The sequence below is a fragment of the Micromonospora sp. NPDC005806 genome (assembly GCF_042871425.1).
GTDB lineage: Bacteria > Actinomycetota > Actinomycetes > Mycobacteriales > Micromonosporaceae > Micromonospora.
In genome coordinates, this window is the sequence record NZ_JBIAIL010000002.1 from 106,042 (window position 1) to 127,329 (window position 21,288).

At 74.2% G+C, this 21,288-nt stretch carries 16 protein-coding genes; 6 read left to right on the top strand and 10 right to left on the bottom strand.

Features of this window, described 5'->3' with window-relative positions; all coding sequences use genetic code 11:
* Nucleotides 1–158: 158 nt before the first annotated feature.
* On the bottom strand, nt 159–1,319 hold the full coding sequence (locus tag ACFYOS_RS03050) for an acyl-CoA dehydrogenase family protein (protein WP_387135486.1): 1,161 nt from the start codon (nt 1,317–1,319) through the stop codon (nt 159–161).
* 247 nt (nt 1,320–1,566) lie between these two features.
* On the opposite strand from ACFYOS_RS03050, the gene ACFYOS_RS03055 reads away from it, so the two are divergent.
* Nucleotides 1,567–2,994, top strand: a complete 1,428-nt coding sequence (locus ACFYOS_RS03055) for a UDP-glucose dehydrogenase family protein (RefSeq protein WP_387135489.1) — start codon at nt 1,567–1,569, stop codon at nt 2,992–2,994.
* Between the two features lie 152 nt (nt 2,995–3,146).
* Nucleotides 3,147–8,045: an SCO7613 C-terminal domain-containing membrane protein gene (locus ACFYOS_RS03060; RefSeq protein ID WP_387135492.1), complete on the top strand. Its 4,899-nt coding sequence runs from the start codon at nt 3,147–3,149 to the stop codon at nt 8,043–8,045.
* 142 nt (nt 8,046–8,187) lie between these two features.
* Here the strand turns inward: ACFYOS_RS03060 and purE are convergent, their stop codons facing one another.
* The 3 genes from purE to ACFYOS_RS03075 are packed head-to-tail and all read right to left on the bottom strand — an operon-like array spanning nt 8,188 to nt 10,364.
* The gene (purE, locus tag ACFYOS_RS03065) at nt 8,188–8,679 is read right to left on the bottom strand and encodes a 5-(carboxyamino)imidazole ribonucleotide mutase (RefSeq protein ID WP_387135495.1); all 492 of its coding nucleotides are present in this window, start codon (nt 8,677–8,679) and stop codon (nt 8,188–8,190) included.
* Nucleotides 8,676–9,836 carry a 5-(carboxyamino)imidazole ribonucleotide synthase gene (locus ACFYOS_RS03070; RefSeq protein WP_387135499.1) on the bottom strand — a complete coding sequence of 387 codons (1,161 nt, stop codon included), beginning with the start codon at nt 9,834–9,836 and terminating at the stop codon, nt 8,676–8,678. The genes purE and ACFYOS_RS03070 overlap by 4 nt, the downstream gene beginning before the upstream one ends.
* Nucleotides 9,837–9,887: 51 nt before the next feature.
* Nucleotides 9,888–10,364: a hypothetical protein gene (locus ACFYOS_RS03075; protein WP_387135501.1), complete on the bottom strand. Its 477-nt coding sequence runs from the start codon at nt 10,362–10,364 to the stop codon at nt 9,888–9,890.
* A 98-nt stretch (nt 10,365–10,462) separates the two neighbouring features.
* Here ACFYOS_RS03075 and ACFYOS_RS03080 point away from each other — a divergent pair, with 98 nt between their 5' ends.
* Together ACFYOS_RS03080 and ACFYOS_RS03085 are read left to right on the top strand one after the other, a co-directional pair.
* Nucleotides 10,463–11,020: a helix-turn-helix transcriptional regulator gene (locus tag ACFYOS_RS03080; RefSeq protein ID WP_387135503.1), complete on the top strand. Its 558-nt coding sequence runs from the start codon at nt 10,463–10,465 to the stop codon at nt 11,018–11,020.
* A gap of 7 nt (nt 11,021–11,027) precedes the next feature.
* Nucleotides 11,028–11,678, top strand: coding sequence for a pyridoxal 5'-phosphate synthase (locus tag ACFYOS_RS03085; RefSeq protein WP_387135506.1), 651 nt, complete (start codon nt 11,028–11,030; stop codon nt 11,676–11,678).
* A 3-nt stretch (nt 11,679–11,681) separates the two neighbouring features.
* On the opposite strand, the gene ACFYOS_RS03090 is transcribed toward ACFYOS_RS03085, so the two are convergent.
* The 4 genes from ACFYOS_RS03090 to mca all read right to left on the bottom strand — a co-directional run bounded on the left by ACFYOS_RS03090 (nt 11,682) and on the right by mca (nt 17,709).
* Nucleotides 11,682–13,718, bottom strand: a complete 2,037-nt coding sequence (locus ACFYOS_RS03090; RefSeq protein ID WP_387135508.1) for a thioredoxin domain-containing protein — start codon at nt 13,716–13,718, stop codon at nt 11,682–11,684.
* Between the two features lie 59 nt (nt 13,719–13,777).
* Entirely contained in the window at nt 13,778–16,309 is a 2,532-nt protein-coding gene (locus ACFYOS_RS03095; RefSeq protein WP_387135511.1) for a putative bifunctional diguanylate cyclase/phosphodiesterase, read from the bottom strand.
* Between the two features lie 194 nt (nt 16,310–16,503).
* Nucleotides 16,504–16,779, bottom strand: a complete 276-nt coding sequence (locus ACFYOS_RS03100; RefSeq protein ID WP_387135514.1) for a hypothetical protein — start codon at nt 16,777–16,779, stop codon at nt 16,504–16,506.
* Nucleotides 16,780–16,827: 48 nt separating this feature from the next.
* Entirely contained in the window at nt 16,828–17,709 is an 882-nt protein-coding gene (gene mca, locus ACFYOS_RS03105; RefSeq protein WP_387135517.1) for a mycothiol conjugate amidase Mca, read from the bottom strand.
* A 214-nt stretch (nt 17,710–17,923) separates the two neighbouring features.
* On the opposite strand from mca, the gene ACFYOS_RS03110 reads away from it, so the two are divergent.
* Both ACFYOS_RS03110 and greA read left to right on the top strand, forming a co-directional pair.
* Nucleotides 17,924–18,358, top strand: coding sequence for a DUF4307 domain-containing protein (locus ACFYOS_RS03110; protein ID WP_387135519.1), 435 nt, complete (start codon nt 17,924–17,926; stop codon nt 18,356–18,358).
* Nucleotides 18,359–18,502: 144 nt separating this feature from the next.
* Nucleotides 18,503–19,003 (top strand): transcription elongation factor GreA, encoded by a 501-nt coding sequence (gene greA, locus ACFYOS_RS03115; RefSeq protein ID WP_387135523.1) that lies wholly within the window; start codon nt 18,503–18,505, stop codon nt 19,001–19,003.
* A 135-nt stretch (nt 19,004–19,138) separates the two neighbouring features.
* Here the strand turns inward: greA and ilvA are convergent, their stop codons facing one another.
* On the bottom strand, nt 19,139–20,359 hold the full coding sequence (ilvA, locus tag ACFYOS_RS03120; RefSeq protein WP_387135526.1) for a threonine ammonia-lyase: 1,221 nt from the start codon (nt 20,357–20,359) through the stop codon (nt 19,139–19,141).
* On the bottom strand, nt 20,356–21,279 hold the full coding sequence (locus tag ACFYOS_RS03125; RefSeq protein ID WP_387135529.1) for a DUF4328 domain-containing protein: 924 nt from the start codon (nt 21,277–21,279) through the stop codon (nt 20,356–20,358). The genes ilvA and ACFYOS_RS03125 overlap by 4 nt, the downstream gene beginning before the upstream one ends.
* Nucleotides 21,280–21,288: the final 9 nt, after the last annotated feature.

Consider the following 21,288-nt stretch of genomic DNA (forward strand, 5'->3'; position numbering starts at 1 on the left):
CTTTTGCCTGCTCTCGGCACGAATCGATCTGCCAGCCATACCCATCCGGGGATACTGTTGACCGGAAAATCCACCGTTTGGTTGATGCCAACGTGGACCTGCCGCATACAGCGAACCCCGCCTCCCGAGCCGGGAGACGGGGTTCTGCTGGTCAGCGCCTACTTGAGCAGCTGGCGGGCCATGACGATGCGCTGCACCTGGTTGGTGCCCTCGTAGATCTGGGTGATCTTGGCGTCCCGCATCATCCGCTCGACCGGGTAGTCGCGGGTGTAGCCGTAGCCGCCGAGGAGCTGCACCGCGTCGGTGGTGATCTCCATGGCGGCGTCCGAGGCGAAGCACTTCGCGGCGGCGCCGAAGTAGGTCAGGTCCGCGTCGCCCCGCTCGGACTTGCCGGCGGCGGCGTAGGTGAGCTGGCGGGCCGCCTCCAGCTTCATGCCCATGTCGGCGAGCATGAACTGGATGCCCTGGAAGTCGGCGACCGGCTTGCCGAACTGCTTGCGCTCCTGGATGTACCCCTTGGCGTAGTCCAGGGCGCCCTGGGCGATGCCGACCGCCTGGGCGGCGATGGTCACCCGGGTGTGGTCGAGGGTCCGCATCGCGGTGGCGAATCCGGTACCCTCGGCGCCGATCATGCGGTCCGCCGGGATCCGCACGTTGTCGAGATAGACCTCGCGGGTGGGCGAGCCCTTGATGCCGAGCTTCTTCTCTGGCGCGCCGAAGCTGACCCCGGCGTCGGACTTCTCCACCACGAAGGCCGAGATGCCCCTGGAGCGGGCTGCGGGATCGGTCACAGCGAAGACCGTGTAGTACTCCGAGACGCCCGCGTTGGTGATCCACCGCTTCACGCCGTTGAGCACCCAGTGGTCACCGTCCCGGACCGCCTTGGTGGTCATCGAGGCGGCGTCGCTGCCCGCTTCCGGCTCGGAGAGGCAGTACGAGAACATCGCGTCACCCGCGGCGACGGGGGTCAGGTACTTCCGCTTCAGCTCCTCGGACCCGGCCAGCAGCAGCGGCATGGTGCCCAGCTTGTTCACCGCGGGGATCAGCGACGACGAGGCGCAGGCGCGGGCCACCTCCTCGATCACGATCGCCGTGGCCAGCGCGTCCGCGCCGGCGCCGCCGTACTCGACGGGGACGTGCGGGGCGTGGAAGTCGGCCGCCCGCAGCGCGTCGTAGGACGCCTTCGGGAACTCACCCGTCTCATCCGCCTCAGCGGCGTGCGGAGCCACCTTCGCCACACAGACCTCACGGACCGCCTCCCGGATCGCCTCGTGCTCCTCGGGCAACCGGTAGACGTCGAACGACTGCTCTGCGGGCATGTCCGCCCCTCCCCTTCACCGCTAAGATGCGCAATCTGTGACGCCCGGAGGCCGCCGACTGACGCAGACTGAAGGATAGCCACCAGGCTTCAGCCGGGCCTTACCGGCGGGTAGGCTCGCGCACGACAGGCGTCGACACGGCACAACTACCCTCACACAAGACGACAGGTTCCCTCGGTGCCCCGGCATGGCGCCCAGCCGATTGCGACGCAACGAAGCGCCGCCAGTGCGAGCGGAGAAGACAGGCGTGACGATCCCGTACCCGAACACCCAGCCGATGCCGGCCATCGCCGCGGTGACCCCGCCCTCCGGCGCGGCCCGGCCCCGGGTGACCTTCCTCGGCACCGGCTACCTCGGCGCGACGTACGCCATCTGCTACGCCGAACTGGGCTACGAGGTGCTCGGCTTCGACGTCGACGCGGACAAGATCGCCAAGCTGAACGCCGGCGAGGTGCCGATCCACGAGCCCGGCCTGGACGAGCTGCTCCGGCGCAACCTGGCCGCCGGCCGGCTGCGGTTCAGCACCGACATCCAGGAGACCGCCGACTTCGGCGACGTGCACTTCATCTGCGTCGGCACCCCCCAGCGGGCCGACAGCATGGGCGCCGACCTGTCGTACGTCGAGGCGTCGGTGACCAGCCTGGCCCAGCACCTGACCCGCAAGGCGCTGATCGTCGGCAAGTCGACCGTGCCGGTCGGCACCGCCGAGTGGGTGGAGCAACTGGTCGGCAAGCACAGCCCGGCCGACCTGGGCGTCGAGGTGGCGTGGAGCCCCGAGTTCCTCCAGGAGGGCTTCGCCGTCGACGACGTGCTGCGCCCCAACCGGATCGTGGTCGGGGTCAAGAGCGAGTGGGCCAACGGCATGCTCTACGCCGCCCACAAGGGCGTCTTCGACCTGGCCGCCACCGAGGACCGCGAGGTGCCGCTGGTGGTCACCGACTTCGCCACCGCCGAGCTGGTCAAGGTCGCCGCGAACGCCTTCCTGGCCACCAAGATCTCCTTCATCAACGCGATGGCCGAGGTCTGCGAGGCCGCCGGCGGCGACGTGACCCAGCTGGCCCGCTCCATCGGGTACGACCCCCGGATCGGCAACCGCTTCCTCCAGGCCGGCCTCGGCTTCGGCGGCGCCTGCCTGCCCAAGGACATCCGGGCGTTCCAGGCCCGGGCCCAGGAGCTCGGCGCCGGCGAGGCGCTGCGCTTCCTGCACGAGGTCGACCTGATCAACCTGCGCCGGCGCACCCGGGTGGTCCAGCTCGCCGCCGACCTGCTCGGCCGCCGCTCCGGCCCGGCCGGTCCGGACCTCTCCGGCACCCGGATCGCCGTGCTCGGCGCGACCTTCAAGCCGAACACCGACGACGTCCGGGACGCCCCGGCCCTCGCCGTCGCCGCGCTGCTCGGCAAGGCCGGCGCCGACGTGCACGTGTTCGACCCGCAGGGCACGGAGAACGCCCGCCGCGCGGTGCCCGAGCTGACGTACGAGGCGAGCATGACCGACGCGGTCCGCGACGCCGACCTGGTCTGCGTGCTCACCGAGTGGGCTGAGTTCCGCAACGCCGACCCGGTCGCCCTGGGCGAGCTGGTCAACGGCCGCAAGGTGGTCGACGGCCGCAACTGCCTGGACTCCACACTGTGGACGCAGGCGGGTTGGGAGTACCGCGGCCTGGGCCGCCCCTGACCGCTCCGCACCTGGATCGGCCGTGGCAAACCGCCACGGCCGATCCTTTTTGTTGTCCCGAACGCGCCGGCAATTGTCGAAATCCGCGCCCGGTCAAGGCATGCTGCGACAGTGGGGGTCCACACCACGGGCCGGCCGGACGGAGGGACGTCGTGCAGACCTTCAGGTGCGCCTCGTGCGGGCAGGAGATCAAGCCCGCCGTGATCTGCCCGCACTGCGGGGCGGACCAGCCACAGTGGGCCGAGCACCTGGCGGACATCGAACGCTCGATCGCGGAGATGAAGGCCCGCGACGCCGAGATCGCCCGCGAGCAGCGGCAGATCGCGGCAAAGATGCAGGCGGCCCTCTTCCAGCGGGACATCCTCGCGCACGCCGGTGAGGAGCGGATCAAGCAGACCAGCCGGCCCCGCCGAGTCCTGCGCCGCCGGGCCGGCCGCCGCCCGCCCACGGCCACCACCGGCGCGCCGCCCCGGGTGCCCCGCCAGGGCACCCCGCCGCCCGGTCCGGACGACCTCCCGCCGCGAGCCAGGGCGCAGTGGCTCGACGTGGACGACCCGGAGCATCCGCCGGAGGCGTCCTCCCGAGAGGTGCAGAACATCCCCCTCGGGCTCGGCGCGCTGCTGCTCGGCGTCGCCGCGGTGGTCTTCGCCGCGGTCGCCACCAGCTCGATGGACGCGCTGGCCCGGCTCGGCGTGCTGCTCGTCGCGACGGTGCTCATGCTGCTCGCGCCGCCGGTGCTGGCCCGCCGGGGGCTCACCTCGACCGCCGAGACGATCGCCGCGGTGGGCCTGCTGCTGCTGCCGCTGGCGGGGTACGCGCTCTGGGCCGTGGACCGGATCAACGGCGCCGTTTCCGGGCCGGCCTTCGCCGGGTCGATCTTCCTGGTCACCGCCCTGATCTCCGTCAGCTACGCGTACGCGACGGGGCTCCGCGCGCCCCGCTTCGCCACCGTCCTCGCCGCCCAACCGGTGCTGCCGCTGCTGGCGTACGAGCGGATCACCGGGCCGGCCGGCTGGGCGCTGGTGCTGACCGTGGTGGCCGTCGTCGACCTCGCCCTGGCCCGCTCGGCGGTGGTCGTCGAGCGGCCGGTCCGGCGGGACCTGCCCGCCCCGGAGCCGGCACCCGCCCCGCCCCGGCAGCGTTCCGCCGACGAGCGCCCGGAGGCGGCCCCGGAGGAGTCGGCCGAGGTGCTCGGCGCGGAGCCGCCCGAGGTCGACCGGGCCGTCCCGCCGGCTCGCCCGGTGCCCTGGCTACGCGAGCTGACCTGGCTGCTGCACGGCGCGGCGGTCGCCGTCGCCCTGGCGTACGCGGTCACCGCGCTGCTGCGCGCCGCCACGGTGCCGGCCGCCGCCGGGGCCGGGGCGGTGCTGCTGCTCGCCGCGCTGGTGGGGCTGGCCGGCGCGCTGGTGCTGCGCCGCCCACCGCTGCCGGACGTGGGCGCCGGCCTCGTCACGCTCGCGGTGATCGGCGCGCTGGGCCGGGTCGCCTCGGTCGCCTTCCCCGGCCGGTCACTGCTGCTGATCGCCGCGGTCATCGCGCTGACCGGGTTCGCCGTCCGGGCCGTACCGGGGGCGGCCCGCCGCGGACCGCAGCTCGCCTCGGCGGTGGCGCTGACCGTCAGCGGCCTGGTGGTGGCCGGCGGCGCCCTCCGCGCCGGGCTGGCACCGGTCCGCGCGTCGCTGCCCGCCTGGTCGGCCGACCTGGGCGGGTGGCATGCCGAACTGGCGGCGGCGGTGGGACCGACCGGCTGGCAGCTCGCGGCGAGCGCCCTGCTGCTCACCATCGCCGCGGTGATCGCCCTGCCGCCGGAGATCCGGCGCGAGTTCGCGGTGGTCGGGGCGGCGCTGACCGCGCTCGCCGTGCCGGCCTCCGTCAACCTGGGCTGGGCCACCGCCTGCTGGCCGATGCTGCTGACCGCCGTGGCCATCGGCGTGCTGGGGCTCGTCGCCGGCACCCGGCGCGCCGCGGTGGTGCACGCGGTGACCGCCGCCGGGCTGGGCCTGATCGGCGCCGGTGCCGCGCTCGCCCGGCCCGCGCTCACCGCCGCCGCGCTGACCCTCCTCTTCCTGGCCGGCGCGCTGGTGTCCCTGGCGCCCCGGGTTCGGACCGCCGCCGCGGCCGACACGCTGCGCGGCTGGGCGGCGGGCGGGGCGGCGTTCGCGCTGCCCGGTGCGGTGGCCGCGTTCGTCGCCGCCACCGAACCGACCCCGCCGACCCTCAGCCCGGCCAGCCTGCGCGAGGTCACCGTCCCGATCCTCGCGGCGAGTTTCCTCGGCGTCTGCGTCACCCTCGGCCACGCCGCCCTCGTCCAGGTCGCCCAGCGGCACCTCAGCGCGCCGCACGCGATCGGCACCGTGCTGGGCTCGGTGGCGGTCGCCGCGGCCGCGTTCGGGGCACCCGGTTCCACCACCGCCGACGCCTGGGTTGGCGGCCTGCTGCTGCTCGCCGCCGCGCTGCTGGCGCTGGCTCCACGGATCGACGCCGGCCGCCGCTCCGACCTGACGCTGGACGGCTCGGACCTGGCCCTCGCGGCCACCACGGCGGCGCTGATCGCCACCCTGGTCCGGATCGCCGCCGTGCTCGCGCCCGGCGGTCAGCTCGTGGTCGCCGCCGCGCTGGTGCTGGTGGTCGCCGTCGCCGCCCGGGCCATGCCCGAGGAGTGGCGGCGCGGCCCGATCCTCGGCATCGCGATCGGTGGCACGCTGATCGGTCTGATCGCCGGCTGGAGCGCGCTGCGCGGCGGGGTGGGCGTCCTGGCCACGCCCGGGCCGATCTGGGCCGGCGACCTGAGCGGGTGGCCGGCCGCGCCGACCGGCGGGTCGACCTGGCAGGCACCCGTCGCGCTGGCGCTGCTGGCGGTGGCCGCCGGGATCCTGCTGCCGACCCCCTGGAGGTACGACATCTCCGGGGCGGCCGCCGTGCTCGCCACCATCGGCGCCCCGGCCGCCTTCGACCTGCCCTGGTGGTCGCCGGTGCTGGTGGGCGCCATGGTCGCCACGGTCTTCGGGATGGCGGCGGTGGCGACGGTCGACCCGCGGGCCGCGCTGTCCCGGGCCACCGTGGCCGGGGTGGTCGCCCTGCACGCCGCCGGCGCCGGGTTGGTCCGGCCGTGGACCACCGCGCTGGCCCTGGGCAGCATCGCGCTGATCGGGGTGGTGGTGGCGGCCCTGGCCCGGGTGCTCGCGCCGTCGTTGGTCGAGGACGTGCGTACCGAGGGGATGCCGCTGCACCTGGTGCAGGTGGGCGGCGCGGCGTTGGGCGCCGCCGTGCTCGCGCTGCCCGGGGCGGTGGCCGCCCTCGCCGCCGAGTTCGGACATTCACCGCAGGTCGTGCTGACCGCCGCGCTGGCCGCGTCCAGCATCGGGCTGGCCGCGGTGGCGGCGGTCCGCCGGCAGGTCCCGCAGTACCTGTCCTACGCGAGTGTGGCCGTGGCCGGCGGCGCGACGATATGCGCGATCGCCGCCGTGGTCACCCACCTGCCGTCCGGCGTGTACGCCGCCGCCGCGGCCCTGCTCGGCGTGCTCGCCGAACTGGTCCGGGCCGCCACCGTCCCGCCGGCCGGCTCCGCCCAGCCGGTACGCCGCTGGTCGGTGCTCCTGAACGGGGCGCTGCGCCGGCTGCCCGACGACGGCACCGAGCTGCGCTGGCGGGTCAGCCCGGCCGCCGGGGCGCTCGCCGCGGCGGTGCTGCCGACCGCGCTGGCCCTGGTGACCCTGGCATCGCCGCTGGTCGTGGCGCTGGTCGAGCCGATGCGGGTGCTGTCCCGGATCTGGCAGGGACCGCCGCCCGCACTGCTCACCCCGCCCGCCGAGGCGGTGGACCCCACCCACGTGCTGACCGCGCTGCTGCTCACCGCGACGGCGGCGCTCGCCGCCACCGGGTTCAGCGGTGGCCGGCGCTCCCGCGCGGTGCCGGTGGTGCTGCCGGGCGCGGCCGTCACCCTGCTGATCACGCCGGTGGCGCTGGGCCGGGGCTGGCCGGAGACCGCGCTGGCCGGGCTGACCGTCTTCACGATCTCCATGCTCGGGCTGGCGCTGACGCTGCCCCCGGCGCTGGCCGAGCCGGCCCGCTCGCTGCGGGTCGCCCGGGTGCTGGTCTTCGCGATCGGGCTGGCCGCCGGGGGCGCCGGCCTGGCCGGCAGCCTCGCCACCCGGGACCTGACCCTCTTCACGCTGGGCGGGGCGGTCGGCGTCGGGGTGGTCGCCGCGCTCTTCGGCACCACCCAGCACGCCCGGATCCTGGGCTGGCTGTTCGCCTCGCTGATGGCCGAACTGTTCGTGCTCACCCTCGGCCTGGTCGCCGGGCTCGCCGCGGTCTGGTCGGCGTTCGGGGTGCTGGCCGTCGGGGCGGCGCTCCTGGTGTTCGCCGCCGCCCTCCCCCGGCTGCGCCGCCCGGAGGCGTACCGGGAGGCGGCCACCGTGGAGTGGAGCGGATACGCGGCCGCGCTCATCGCGCTGGCCCTGGCGTACGACTCGCCCCGGCACATCGCCGCGCTGCTGGCCGCCTGGGGTGCCGTGCTCGGGGTGGCCGCCAACCGCCCCGGTCGCCGGCCGGTGGAACGGCGGATCCTGTTCTGGTCGGTGGTGGCCTGTGAGATCAGCGCCTGGTGGATCCTGATGCGGGTGGCCGACGTCGCGCTGCCCGAGGCGTACACCCTGCCGTTCGCCGCGCTCGCCCTGCTGGTGGGCGTGCTGGAGCTGCGCCACCGGGCGGACCTGTCGAGTTGGGTGGCGTACGGGCCGGCCCTGGTCGCCGCGTTCCTGCCCACGCTGGCGATCGTGGTGGCCACCGACTCCAGCATGTTGCGCCAGGTGTCGCTGCTGCTCGGTGCCGTGGCGGTGCTGATCTTCGGCTCGATGACCCGGCAGCAGGCGCCGGTGATCGTGGGCGCCACGGTCACCGCGGTGGCCGCGATCCACGCGCTGATCAGCCTCGGGCCGTGGCTGGTGCTGATCCCGGTCGGCTTCATCCTGCTGGTGCTCGGTGCCAACAACGAACGCCGCCGTCGCGCCCAGGAGCGCCTCCAGACCGCCCTCCGCGGCATGAGATGAAAGCGGCGGGGTGGGCACCCTTCGTCGGGGGCGGGCTGAGGGTGCCGGTTCGCGCGGACGGTGCCGGCCGGGGTGCCGGTTCGTGCGGATGGTGTCGGCCGGGGTGCCCGGTCGGCGGATCCGGCGGGAGGTGCCCGGGGCGTCAGGGGAGGGAGGCGCGGAGGGTGGCGTCCTTCTCGGCGACCAGGTCCTCCAGGCTCGCCTGGTAGGCGACCATCCGGTCGCGCAGGGCAAGGTCGGAGGCGGCCAGGATGCGCACCGCGAGCAGGCCGGCATTACGGGCGTTGCCGATCGACACCGTGGCCACCGGCACGCCGGCCGGCATCTGCACGATGGACAGCAGCGAGTCCATCCCGTCCAGGTGCTTGAGCGGCACCGGCACGCCGATCACCGGCAGCGGGGTGACCGAGGCGACCATGCCCGGCAGGGCGGCCGCACCGCCGGCCCCGGCGATGATCACCTGCACGCCCCGGCCGGCGGCGTCGCGGCCGTACTCGATCATCTTGACCGGGGTCCGGTGCGCGGAGATCACCTGGACCTCGTACGGCACCTCGAACTCGTCCAGCGCCTCGGCGGCGGCCTTCATGGTCGGCCAGTCCGAGTCGCTGCCCATGATCAGCCCGACCGTGCTCACTCGTGCCCCTCGCGCAACCAGCGGGCGGCCCGCGCCGCCCGGGCCCGTACGTCGTCCAGGTCGTTGCCGAGCACGGTGACGTGCCCGATCTTGCGGCCGGGGCGCACCTGCTTGCCGTACAGGTGGACCTTGGCCCCGGGCTCGGCCGCGAGGAGGTGGTGCAGCCGCTCGTCGATGGACATCCCGCCCGGCTCGCCGCCGAGCACGTTCGCCATCACCACGACCGGCGCGGTGAGCGAGGTGTCCCCCATCGGGTAGTCGAGCACCGCCCGCAGGTGCTGCTCGAACTGGGAGGTCCGCGCCCCCTCGATGGTCCAGTGCCCGGAGTTGTGCGGCCGCATGGCCAGCTCGTTGACCACCAGGCCGGCTGGCGTCTCGAAGAGCTCGACCGCCAGCAGGCCGACCACGCCGAGCGCGGTGGCCAGGTCGATGGCGAGCTGCTGGGCGCCGACCGCCAGCTCCTCCGGCAGGTCGGGCGCGGGGGCGAGCACCTCGACGCAGATGCCGTCCCGCTGCACGGTCTCCACCACCGGGTACGCGGCAACCTGCCCGAACGGCGAGCGGGCCACCTGCACGGCCAGCTCCCGGCGCAGCGCGACCCGCTCCTCGACGAGCAGTGGGGTGCCACCGGCGAGCAGGGTCGCGGCCAGCTCGGCCGCCTGGGTCGCGTCGTCCACCATCCAGACACCCCGGCCGTCGTAGCCGCCCTGGGCCGCCTTGAGCACCACCGGCCAGCCGACCTCCGCACCGAAGGCGACCAGGTCCGCGGGCTGCTCGACCGGACGCCAGGCCGGGTTGGGCGCGCCCAGCTCACCGAGCCGCTCGCGCATCACCCGCTTGTCCTGCGCGTGCACCAGCGCCTCGGCCGGCGGGAAGAGCTTGACCCCCTCCTCGGCGAGGGTGCGGATGTGCCCGCTGGGCACGTGCTCGTGGTCGAAGGTGACCACGTCGCAGCCCTTGGCGAAGGTGCGGAGCGCGGCGAGATCGGTGTGGTCGCCGTACTGGACGTCGGCCGCGACCAGGGCGGCGCCGTCGTCCGGGGCGAGCGCCAGCACGCGCAGCGACTGGCCGAGGGCGATGGCGGCCTGGTGGGTCATCCGGGCCAACTGGCCACCGCCCACCATGCCGACGACGGGGAGGCCGGTACGGGAATCCATAGCGCCGCCAGCCTATCGGGGCGGTCGGCGCTACCGGCCCGGAGGGCCGGCTCAGCTCGCCGGGGTCACCACGATCCGGCGGGGGGCGCGGGCCAGCTCGCGGGCGGTCCGCCGGGCGATCAGGATCGAGCCGATCGCCGTGGGCGCGAGCCAGGCGACCAGGTTGCCGTCGGTCATCTGCACGGCGAACCCGGTGACGAAGGCGATCACGGTGCTGCCCATCAGGTTGAGGTGCCAGATCCGCCAGCCCCGGCCGCCCAGCCCGCGCGGGCGGCGGCGGGCGAACCAGAGCCCGCCGAGCAGCCAGCCGAGGGTGAGCGCGCCGAGCAGGGCCAGTCCCCAGAGCCGGGCCGGATCGAGGGAGAAGAGCCCGAGGGCGCTCAGACTGAGCCCGACCGCGGCGCCCGCGTAGACCCGCCCGAGCAGGGTGTGCCGGCCGCGGCGTTTCGGCGCGAGCAGCACGGGCAGGGCGAGCAGCAGGCCGGTGGTGCCGCAGACGGCGTGGATCACGACGAGAACGGTGTGCATGACGTCCTCCTCCTAACCTCCCACTGTGGGAGGTCGCTGGAGCAATCGTCGAACCTGACACAATGGGATGTCAAGCGAAAGCGTGAAGGAGCACATCGATGCCGGATCGGCCGCTGAACGCCACCGCCGCCTCCCTGCTCGGCTTCCTGCACGACGGGCCGATGACCGGTTGGGACCTGGTCACGGTCGCACAGCAGCGGATCGGGGCGTTCTGGTCGCTGACCCAGAGCCAGGTCTACCGGGAACTGACCGCGATGGCGGCGGCCGGACTGGTCCGGGCCGGCGAGCGGGGCCGCCGCGACCGGCAGCCGTACGAGATCACCGAAGCCGGACGGGCGGCGTTCGCCGAGTGGGCGCGGAAGCCACCGGCCGACGAGACGATCCGATTCCCGCTGCTGTTGACCGTGCTCTTCGGTCGCCACCTGCCGCCGGACCGGCTGGCCGGATTCCTCGCCGCGCACCGGGCCGCCCACGCCGCCCGGCTCGCCGGCTACCAGGCGGCCGCGGCGGGGCTGCCCGAGGAGGCGGACGCCGTCGACCCGTACTCGGTGGCGACCCTGCGCTTCGGGCTGGCGTACGAGCAGGCGGTGCTGGACTGGTTCGACGCCCTTCCGGATCCGTTGCGGCCGGGGACCGAGGGCGCCGACCAGGCATGATCACGTCATGACGATCCGTGAGATGCTGCGCGGGCTCCCGGTGCTGGCGCACGACATGCCCTCCTTCGACCCCGTCGACGTGCCCGGCACACCGCTGGACCTCTTCGCGTCCTGGTTCGCCGCTGCGGTCACCGCCGGGGTGGACGAGCCGCACGCGATGACCGTCTCGACCGTGGACGCCGACGGCGCGCCGGACGCGCGGGTACTCATCCTCAAGGACCTCGACGAGGAGGGATGGCACTTCGCCACCACCTCGACCAGCGCCAAGGGCCGACAGCTCGCCGGCAACCCGCGGGTCGCGCTGAGCTTCCACTGGCGGGAGCTGGGTCGGCAGGTCCGGATCCGCGGTGTCGCGCATCCGGCCCGACCCGAGGTCTCCCGGCGGGACTTCCTGGCCCGCCCGTTCGGCTCCCGGGTCGCCACGCTGGCCGGCCGGCAGAGCGAACCGCTCACCGACCGGTCCGCCCTCGACGCCGAGTTCGCCCGGGTCAGCGAGCGGGTGGCCGCCGACCCGGATCTCGTCGCCGAGGGACACACGGTCTACCTGGCGCGGCCCGAGACGGTGGAGTACTGGCAGGCCGACCGGCAGCGCCGACACGTCCGGCTGCGCTACCGCCGCACCGCCGACGGCTGGGAGCGCGAGCTGCTCTGGCCGTGACCGTCAGGTCAGCTGCGCGACCAGGTCGTCCACGGAGGTGACCGGCCGGTCGCAGACGAAGCCCCGGCAGACGTACGCGGTGGGCCGCCCGTCGACCAACGGCCGGTCGGCCAGCAACGGCACCCCCGGCTGGTCGGTGCGGCCCGCCACCACCACCGCGCCGGGCGGAGCGTGCCGGTGGGCGGCCGCGACGAGGGGGTCGCCCACCGGGTCGTCGGTCACCACCGCGATCTCGTACGGCCCGGAGAGCAGCGCCTCGCCGGCCGAGGCCGCGTACCCGGTGAACCGGGCATGCCGGCCGACGATCGGCGCGACGGTCGACAGGGCGGCCTCGGCCGCCTCCCGGTACCGGGTCTCCCCGCTCAGCGCCGCGTACGCGACCAGCGCCGCGACGATCGCCGAGCGGCCGGACGGGGTGGCGTTGTCGGTGGGGTCGGCCGGCCGGGTGACCAGGCGCTCGGCGTCGTCGGCGGTGTCGTAGAAGCCGCCGTCCGGGGCGGCGAACCGGGCCAGCGCCACGTCGAGGAGCTGACCGGCCAGCGCCAGCCAGCGTCCCTCCCCGGTGAGCTGGTGCAGCGCGCAGCACGCCTCAGCCACGCAGCCGTAGTCCTCCAGCACGCCGGCCGGCTCGCCGACGACCTTGTCCCGGGAGACCCGGCGCAGCCGCCCGTCCACGACGTGCCCGGCGGCCAGGTGCTCGGCGGCGTCCCGCATGGCGCCGTCGGCGACGATGGTGACGCCCTCCATCAGGTTGGCGTCCTCGTCGTCGGGGGACGCGTAGAGCGCGGCGACCTGCTGGAACTCGGCGATCGCGGTGATCGCCAGGCCGTTCCAGGCGGCCACCACCTTGTCGTCCCGGGCCGGCTGGGGGCGGGTGTCCCGGGCCGCGAGCAACCGGCCCACCACGTCCTGCCAACGCCGGCGCACCGACGGGTCGGCGTCGTCCACGTCCCGGGCCAGCCGCAAGACACTCGTGCCGTGTTCGAAGGTGCCGGACTCGGTCACCGCGAACAGGTCGGCGGCGAAGCGGGCGTCCTCCTCCCCCAGCACCTCGACCAGCTGCGCCGGGGTCCACACGTAGGTGAGCCCCTCGACGCCCTCGGTGTCCGCGTCCAGCGCGGAGGCGAAGCCCTCGCCGGGCCGGTGCAGCTCGTCGGCGAGGAACCGGGCGGTGTCCCGGGCCACCCGCCGGGCCAGCCGGTCCCCGGTGAGCCGCCAGAGCTGGGTGTAGACCCGCAGCAGCAGCGCGTTGTCGTAGAGCATCTTCTCGAAGTGCGGCACGGTCCAGTGGCCGTCCACCGAGTAGCGGGCGAACCCGCCGGCGAGCTGGTCGTGCAGGCCGCCCCGGGCCATCGCCTCGCAGGTGTGCCGGACGATCTCCAGGCTGCGGGCCGATCCGGTGCGCTGGTGGTGCCGGAGCAGGAAGAGCAGGTTCATGTGCGGCGGGAACTTCGGCGCCCCGCCGAACCCGCCGTTCGTCTCGTCGTACTCTCCGGCAAGCTGGTCCGCGGCGGCGTCGAGCAGCTCGGCGGTGAGCGGCGCGCTCAGCCCGCCCACCGCCTGGGCACCCCCGATCGCCTCGACCACGGCGGCGCCCTGCCGCAGCACCGCCTCCCGCTGGTCCCGCCAGGCGGTGGCGACCGACCCGAGCAGGCGGATGAAGTTGGGCCGGGGGAAGTAGGTGCCGCAGAAGAACGGGGTGCCGTCCGGGGTGGCGAAGACCGTCATCGGCCAGCCGCCCTGCCCGGTCATCGCCTGGGTGGCGGTCATGTAGACGGCGTCGACGTCCGGCCGTTCCTCCCGGTCCACCTTGACGCAGACGAAGTCGTCGTTCATGAGCTGGGCGACGCCCTCGTTCTCGAACGACTCGTGGGCCATCACGTGGCACCAGTGGCAGGCCGCGTACCCGACCGAGATGAGCACCGGCACGTCACGCCGTTTCGCCTCGGCGAACGCCTCGTCGCACCAGGGCCACCAGTCGACCGGGTTGTCGGCGTGCTGGAGCAGGTACGGCGAGGTGGCGTCGGCAAGTCGGTTCACCCGACGACCATAACCAGCCCCGGCGTCCAGCCGGGTCACCATCCGGCGGCGCGGGCCGCTCAGGAGGCGCCGTCGACGCGGAGCGGGAAGACGTTGCCCTGGGCGTTGTCGCGCAACGACCCCAGCACCGCCCCGATCTTGTCCGCCGGCATCGGCTTGAAGAAGTGGTAGCCCTGCGCGGCGGTGCAGCCCAGCTCCGCCAGGGCGGCCCGCTGCTCGGCGGTCTCCACCCCCTCGGCCACCACCCGCAGCCCCAGCTCGTGGGCGAGCCCGACGGTGGTCCGGACGATCGCCGCCGCCTCCGGGGACTCGGCCATCCGGATCACGAAGGAGCGATCGACCTTCAGCTCGTCCACGGCGATCCGGGTCAGGAAGGTCAGCGACGAGAACCCGGTGCCGAAGTCGTCGACGGCGAGCTGCACCCCCATCGACCGTAGGGTGGCCAGCACCTCGTCGATGACCTCCAGCTCGCTCATCACCACCGTCTCGGTGATCTCCAGGACCAGCCGGTTCGGCGGGACCTGGTGCCGGCGCAGCGCGTCGCCGATCTCCCCGGGCAGCCGCGGGTCGAGCAGGCTGCGCGCCGAGAGGTTCACCGAGATCGGCACCTCCAGCCCCTCACGGGCCCAGCTCGCCGCCACCGCGAGCGCCTTGTCCAGCACGTACCGGGTGAAGGCGCCGAGCTGCTCGCTGTTCTCCACGGGCCGGATGAAGTCGGCCGGGCCGAGCCACCCGCGGCGGGGGTGCTGCCAGCGGATCAGCGCCTCCACCCCGGTCGGGGCGCCGGTGGCGAGGTCCACCGCCGGCTGCAACGCCAGCACCAGCTGGTCATCGGCCTCCAGCGCCTCCCGCAGCTCGGCGAGGAGCGCCAGGTGGTCGGTGCTCGCCGCGTCGCGGGAGCTGTCGTACGCGGCGACGCTGCCGCCACCCTCCTTCGCCTGGTACATCGCGATGTCGGCCCGGCGCAGCAGCTCGGTCATGTCCGCGGTGCCCGCGTCGGCGACCACCACCCCGACCGCCACCTCGACGGACATCCGCACCCCGGCCACCTCGGTCGGCGCGGCGAGCCGCTCGGCGATCTCCCGGGCCTGCCGCAACGCGTACGCGATCGGGGCGGTCCGGGCGTCTACCACCGGGACCGTGGTCAGCAGCAGGGCGAACTCGTCACCACCGAGCCGGCCGAGCAGGTCGCCGGGGCGGGCCAGGGCGGCCAGCCGGTTCGCCGTCAGCCGCAGCAGCTGGTCCCCCGCCGCGTGGCCCAGGGTGTCGTTGACCTCCTTGAACTGGTTGACGTCGAGCAGCAGCAGCGCCACCGGGTGGTCGTGGGCGAGCTGCCGCAGCGCCTGGTCGCCCTTGGTGAGCATGGCGGCCCGGTTGAGCAGACCGGTGAGCTGATCGTGCACCGCGTCGTACGACGAACGGGCGGTGACCAGCCGCAGCTCGCGGTGGGTGGCGGCGTCGTGCAGGGCGGCGGCCAGGGCGTCGCCGAACGCGGCGACGCCGTCCCGTTCCCGGTTGGTCGGCGGGGCGGACCGGGAGAAGTGGACCCGCAGCTGGCCCACCTCGGCGCTGCCCACGGTGAGCGACCGCACCAGCTCGTGGTCGCCCGACCCACTGGGCGACGGGGGCGACACCTCGCGGTCGCGGACCTGACCGCCGGTGTCCGCCCGGTAGCGACGCCACCGGCCGTCGCCCCGGGCGACGTCCACCTCGACCAGCTCCGCGCCGAAGAGCGCGAGCGCCCCGGTCGCCGCGGCGGTCGCGACACCACGCTCGTCGAGCTGGTTGAGTGCGGCGGTGGCCTCGGCGAACGCCCGCCAGGTGCGTCGCTCCTGGTCGGCCCGGAGCCGGTGCCGGTAGGTCTGTTGAAGCAGCCAGAGCGGCGGCGGGAGCAGCAGCAGCCAGCGGACGTCCAGCTCCAGCAGCGTGACCACCACCAGGCCGACCGCCACGTTGCCGACGAACATGAGCTGCTTGCCGCGGAGCGCGGCGAACAGCGGCGGACCGATCGGGATGCCGTGCTGCAGCGCGAGGCTCGCACCGCCCAGCCAGGCGGTGGTGAGCAGGTAGGTCACCGAGCCGGCGATCAGCGCGAGGGCGAGTTCCGGGGTCGGCGCGGCGAGCAGCGGCCGGCCGAGGGCGTTGGCCACCGCGGCGGCGAGGGCGGTGGCGGCGGTCAGGGAGGCGATGATCCGGACCAGTTCCAGCACCGGCCGGCGGTCGGCGAGCAGGGACATCGTGGTCCAGGCGGCCCCGGCGCCGAGCAGGGCCGCGGCCGGCAGCCAGCCGGCCGGTACGAGATAGAGGCAGACGATGAGGGCGGCCTCGCCCCAGGTGATGCTGACCATCCCGGCGGCCGTCCGGAACCGCAGGCGGGCGAGCTGGGCCACGGCGAACGCGGCGACCGCGAGGCCGAACCGGACGGGCGGCGGCAGCGGGTCGTCCGGCGGGAGGGACGCGGGGACGGTGAGCCCGACCAGGGTGGCCAGCAGGGCGGTGACCCCGACGGCGGCGGTCACCAGGAGGACCCCGGTCGGCGTGCCACGCAGGCCGAGCCGGTCCGGGCGTTGACCGTCCCTGCCGGAGGTCACGGGCCCACCCCGTGCACCGGTCCGAGGGCACGGCGGGGGGCCACGGCTGCCACGGACATCGGCGCCCCCCTTCCGCGCACGGCTCAGGGACTTTCGGTCCCCCGGCGGAAGGCTAAGCCAAAGCCGGTGGCCGCAACAGGGGGCGACGACCGGCTTCGACGTGATTCACGCACCGACTACCCGTTACGGCGCTGCTAGGAGCCGTTGGGAGCGTCTGAGGGTGATTCCTGCGAGGCGGTCCCGTCTGTCGGATCGGCGACCGTCGCGTCGGTCCGACCCTGGTCGGCCGGACCGGGCTGCGGCGGGAACCGGTCGGGCAGCCGGCGCAGCCGGGCGTTCATGTTGCGGATCAGCAGGATGGTGACGGTGGCCAGCGCAACGATGAGGAAGAGGCCCATCGGGCCGGCCAGACCACCCGTACGGGTGTCACCGAAGTTGTTCTCCGCGAGCACCTGGGCGGTGGTCAGCATGGTGTTCCTCCGATGTGCGACTGACCACCAGGGTAGCCCCCCGCCGGATCAGCGGGCATGCGCCGTCTCCCGGACCCCGGCGAAGAGGTCGGACTCGGGCAGCGGGCTGTCCACCAGCGATCGGGCGAGCTGGTAGTCCTCCGTCGGCCAGGCGCGCCGCTGCCGCTCCATCGGCACCTGGAACCAGAAGCCGTCCGGGTCGATCTGGGTCGCGTGGGCACGCAGGGCGTCGTCGCGGACCGGGAAGTATTCGGCGCACTCCACCCGGGTGGTGATCCGGGGGCCCCTGTCGGGGCGGTCCTCCCAGCGCTTGAGCCACTCCTCGTACGGCGACTCCACGCCGGCCTCGAGCATGGCCTCGTGCAGCGCCGTGATCTTGCCCTTGGAGAAGCCGATGTCGTAGTAGAGCTTCAGCGGCTGCCAGGGCTCGCCGAGCTCGGGGTGGCGCTCCGGGTCGCCCGCGGCCTCGAAGGCGGCGACGGTCACCTTGTGGGTCATGATGTGGTCGGGGTGCGGGTAGCCACCCTCCTCGTCGTACGTGGTGACGACGTGCGGGCGGAACTGGCGCATCAGCCGCACCAGCGGGGCCGCGGCGACCTCGACGTCCTGGAGCGCGAAGCACCCCTCGGGCAGCGGCGGCAGCGGGTCGCCCTCCGGCAGCCCGGAGTCGACGAAGCCGAGCCAGGCCTGCTCGATGCCGAGGATCGCCCGGGCGGCGTCCATCTCGGCGCGGCGGATCTCGGCGATGTTGGCCCAGACGTCCGGGCGGTCCATCTTCGGGTTGAGCACGCTCCCCCGCTCGCCACCCGTGCAGGTGACGACCAGGACATCGACCCCCTCGGCGACGTATTTCGCGGTGGTCGCGGCACCCTTGCTCGACTCGTCGTCGGGATGGGCGTGCACCGCCATGAGACGCAGCTGCTGGGCCACCTTCGGCGCTCCTCGTCTGTGCCGACCGGCCGGACCCAGCCGAGGCCGGACCGGCTGACTGCCGGAAATCTCCCCCCCGCGCCCGCGAAAGCCCCCGTGCTGGCCGGTCGGCGGCTTCGCCGACCTGCCATCCTTGACTCAGCGCCGGGCTGGGAAGATGGACTCTGCCATTCTTGCCGATGCCGCCGACAACAACGCCAGGAGATACCCGCCGGTGAGCGAGACGCACGCCACAATCGCACCGGGCACGCCGGTCTTCCCGCCCGGCCGCTACGGCCGTCGCCGGGAGCCGGGGCGCCGCCGTCCGCTCCCGCTGGTCCTGCTGGCGGCCGTGCTGCTGGCGGCCTTCGGGCTGGTCGCCGCCAAGCTCTACACCCAGTACGGCGATCCCGAGTACCGGGCCGAGGTGATCACCTACACCGGGATCACCGACTCCCGGGTGGTGGTCGACTTCCGGGTCACCGTGCCAGCGGGCGGTGCGGCGACCTGCCTGCTGCGGGCCCGGTCGCACGACGGCGCCGAGGTGGGACACGCCGAGGCCACCGTGACCGCCCGCCCCGGCCAGCGGCACGTCACCGCCCGGCACGCGGTGCCCACCACGGCCCGCCCGTTCATCGGCGAGGTGCTGCGCTGCCGGCCGGCCGGCTGACCCCACCCGGGCCCACCTGGCCCCACGCGCACCCCCGGTCCCACCGCCGGCACCGGGGGTGATCGGCGACACCCTGACGTGTCCGGCACTGGTAACTTGGTAGTTCACCTGTCAGCCAGTCCGCACCAACCGAGGAGACCGCCTGTGTCCACCAATGGCAACGAGGCGCCCGCCACCTGGCTGTCCCAGGACGCTTACGACCGCCTCCAGGGCGAGCTCGACGAGCTGATCGCCAACCGACCGGTCATCGCCGCCGAGATCAACGCCCGGCGCGAGGAGGGCGACCTGCGGGAGAACGGCGGCTACCACGCCGCCCGCGAGGAGCAGGGCAAGGCCGAGGGGCGCATCCTCTACCTGAAGGAGCTGCTCCGCACGGCCAAGGTCGGCGAGGCCCCGGCCGCCGACGCGGTGTCGCCGGGCATGGTCGTGACGATCTACTTCGACGACGACGCCGACGACACGGAGACCTTCCTGCTCGGCTCCCGCGAGATCGCCTCCACCACCGACCTGACCGTCTACAGTCCCGAGTCCGCGCTCGGCAAGGCGATCCTGGGCGGCAAGTCAGGCCAGACCTGCACCTACAAGGCACCGAGTGGCGCCGACATCAAGGTGACGGTCGTCAAGTTCGAGCCGTTCTCCGGCTGAGAGCCATCCGGACCCGCGCCGGCCGGCTCGGGTCCGAACCCGACCGAGGCTGACAGGCTCCTCGGACCCGGGCCACACCCGACCGCCCCGGCCCGCCGGCCGGGGCGGTCGCGTCGTCGCGGGCCCGGCCGGGGATCACGACTCGGCGGCGAACACCACCTGGTAACCGCTGGCCCGCAGGGCACTGATCAGCTTGTCCGAGTGCTCCACGCCGCGGGTCTCCACCGAGAGCGCCACCTCCACCTCACCGAGGCGCAGGTGCGGGTTCGCCCGCTGGTGCTCCACGTCCACCACGTTGGCCCGATGCTCGGCGATCTCGGTGAGCAGGGAGGCGAGCTGACCCGGTCGGTCCGTGCAGCGGACGGTGACCCGCAGGTAGCGGCCGGCGGCGGCCAGGCCGTGCTCGATCACCCGGAGCATGAGCAGCGGGTCGATGTTGCCGCCGGAGAGCACCGCCACCACCGGCGCCTCCACCTCGACCGCCCCGGCCAGCAGCGCGGCCACCCCGACCGCGCCGGCCGGCTCCACCACCTGCTTGCCGCGTTCCAGCAGCATCAGCAGCGCCCGGGAGATGTCCTCCTCGGAGACGGTGACGATCTCGTCGACCAGCTTGCGGACGTGGGCGAAGGTCAGCTCGCCGGGACGACCGACCGCGATGCCGTCGGCGATCGTGGAGAACGACGGCAGGCGGACCGGCTCGCCGGCCTTGAGCGAGGGTGGAAAGGCGGCGGCGGTCGCCGCCTGCACCCCGATCACGCGTACCTCGGGACGCAGCGCCTTGGCGGCCACCGCCATCCCGGAGATCAGGCCACCGCCGCCCACCCCGGTGACGATCGTCTTCACGTCCGGGCACTGTTCGAGGATCTCCAGCGCCACCGTGCCCTGGCCGGCGATGACGTCCGCGTGGTCGAACGGGTGGATGAACACCGCCCCGGTCCGCTCGGCGAAGGTCTGCGCCGCCACCAGCGACTCGTCCACCGTGTTGCCCGCCAGCTCGACCGTGGCGCCGTACCCCTTGGTGGCGGACACCTTGGGCAGCGGCGCGTTGACCGGCATGAAGACCGTGGCGTGGGTGCCGACCAGGCCGGCGGCGAGCGCCACCCCCTGCGCGTGGTTGCCGGCGCTCGCCGCGACCACGCCGCGTTCCCGCTCCTCGGCGGAGAGCCGGGAGATCCGCACGTACGCCCCGCGCACCTTGTACGACCCGGCGCGCTGCATGTTCTCGCACTTCAGCCACGCCGGCCCGCCCAGCACGGCACTGAGCGGCCGGGAAGGCTCCAGCGGGGTGGTCCGGGTGACGCCGGCGAGCAGTTCCCGCGCGGCCTGTACGTCGGCGAGACCGACCAGTTCCGTCATGCCCCGATCGTGCCACCCGCCCCCGGGGGAACCTGCGGCGACGCCACGGTCGGATCGCTCGCCACCTGCGGCGACGGCCCCGTCACGGGCTGCGTCGGATAGCCGGGCGCCGGGACCGTCATCCCGGGCAGCGGCCACCCGGGACGCGCCGTCCAGGCCGGTGCCGCCTTGGCGATCCGGTCCTGCTGGGCGGCGGAGATCCGCCGGATCAGCACGATGAACGACACCCCGGCGACCAGGCAGGCCAGCAGCGGGACGAGTCGCGGGCCGATCGCGTCCTGGTAGTAGCGCACGTACGTCTGGAACTCCGCGTCGTTGCGGGGCCACTCGGTCAGCCTGGTGTACCGCTGGTCGTCGAGCCGGCTCACGATGCGTTCGGCGAAGGTGAACACCAGCCAGGCCGACCACCAGACCCCGACCAGTCCCGGCGTGCTCCGGCGCCACAGGCTGTCCCGGGCCGCGTTGGCCACCACCCGCGCCGGCACCACGAAGTTGGCGAACGGCACCAGCCAGCCGGCGATCGCCCAGCCCGGACCCATCGTCGGCAGGGCACCGGGGAACGCCTCGAGGTTCTTCCGCACCCGCCAGGTCCAGATGATCACCAGTACCGCGGCGGCCAGGGAGGCCATCAGGTAGGGCAGGACGAGCAGGAGCTCGGCCACCGCCGCGCCCATCAGCAGGTCGCGGTCGAGCTGCTCGGCCGCCGAGCGGGCCACCCGCACCCCGACGACGGGGAACAGCGCGCTCGGCAGGTAGAGCAGGGTGGCCGCGCCGACCGCGATCGCGGCGGCCGTGCCCAGGCCGCGCACCGCGTACGTGGGCACGCCGGGGCTGACCGCCGGCTGGCCGAGCGGCGTGCCGCAGCGCTGGCACTCGTTGAAGGCCGGGGATGTGGCGTCCCCGCAGGTCTGGCACCGCATGGTCGTCCC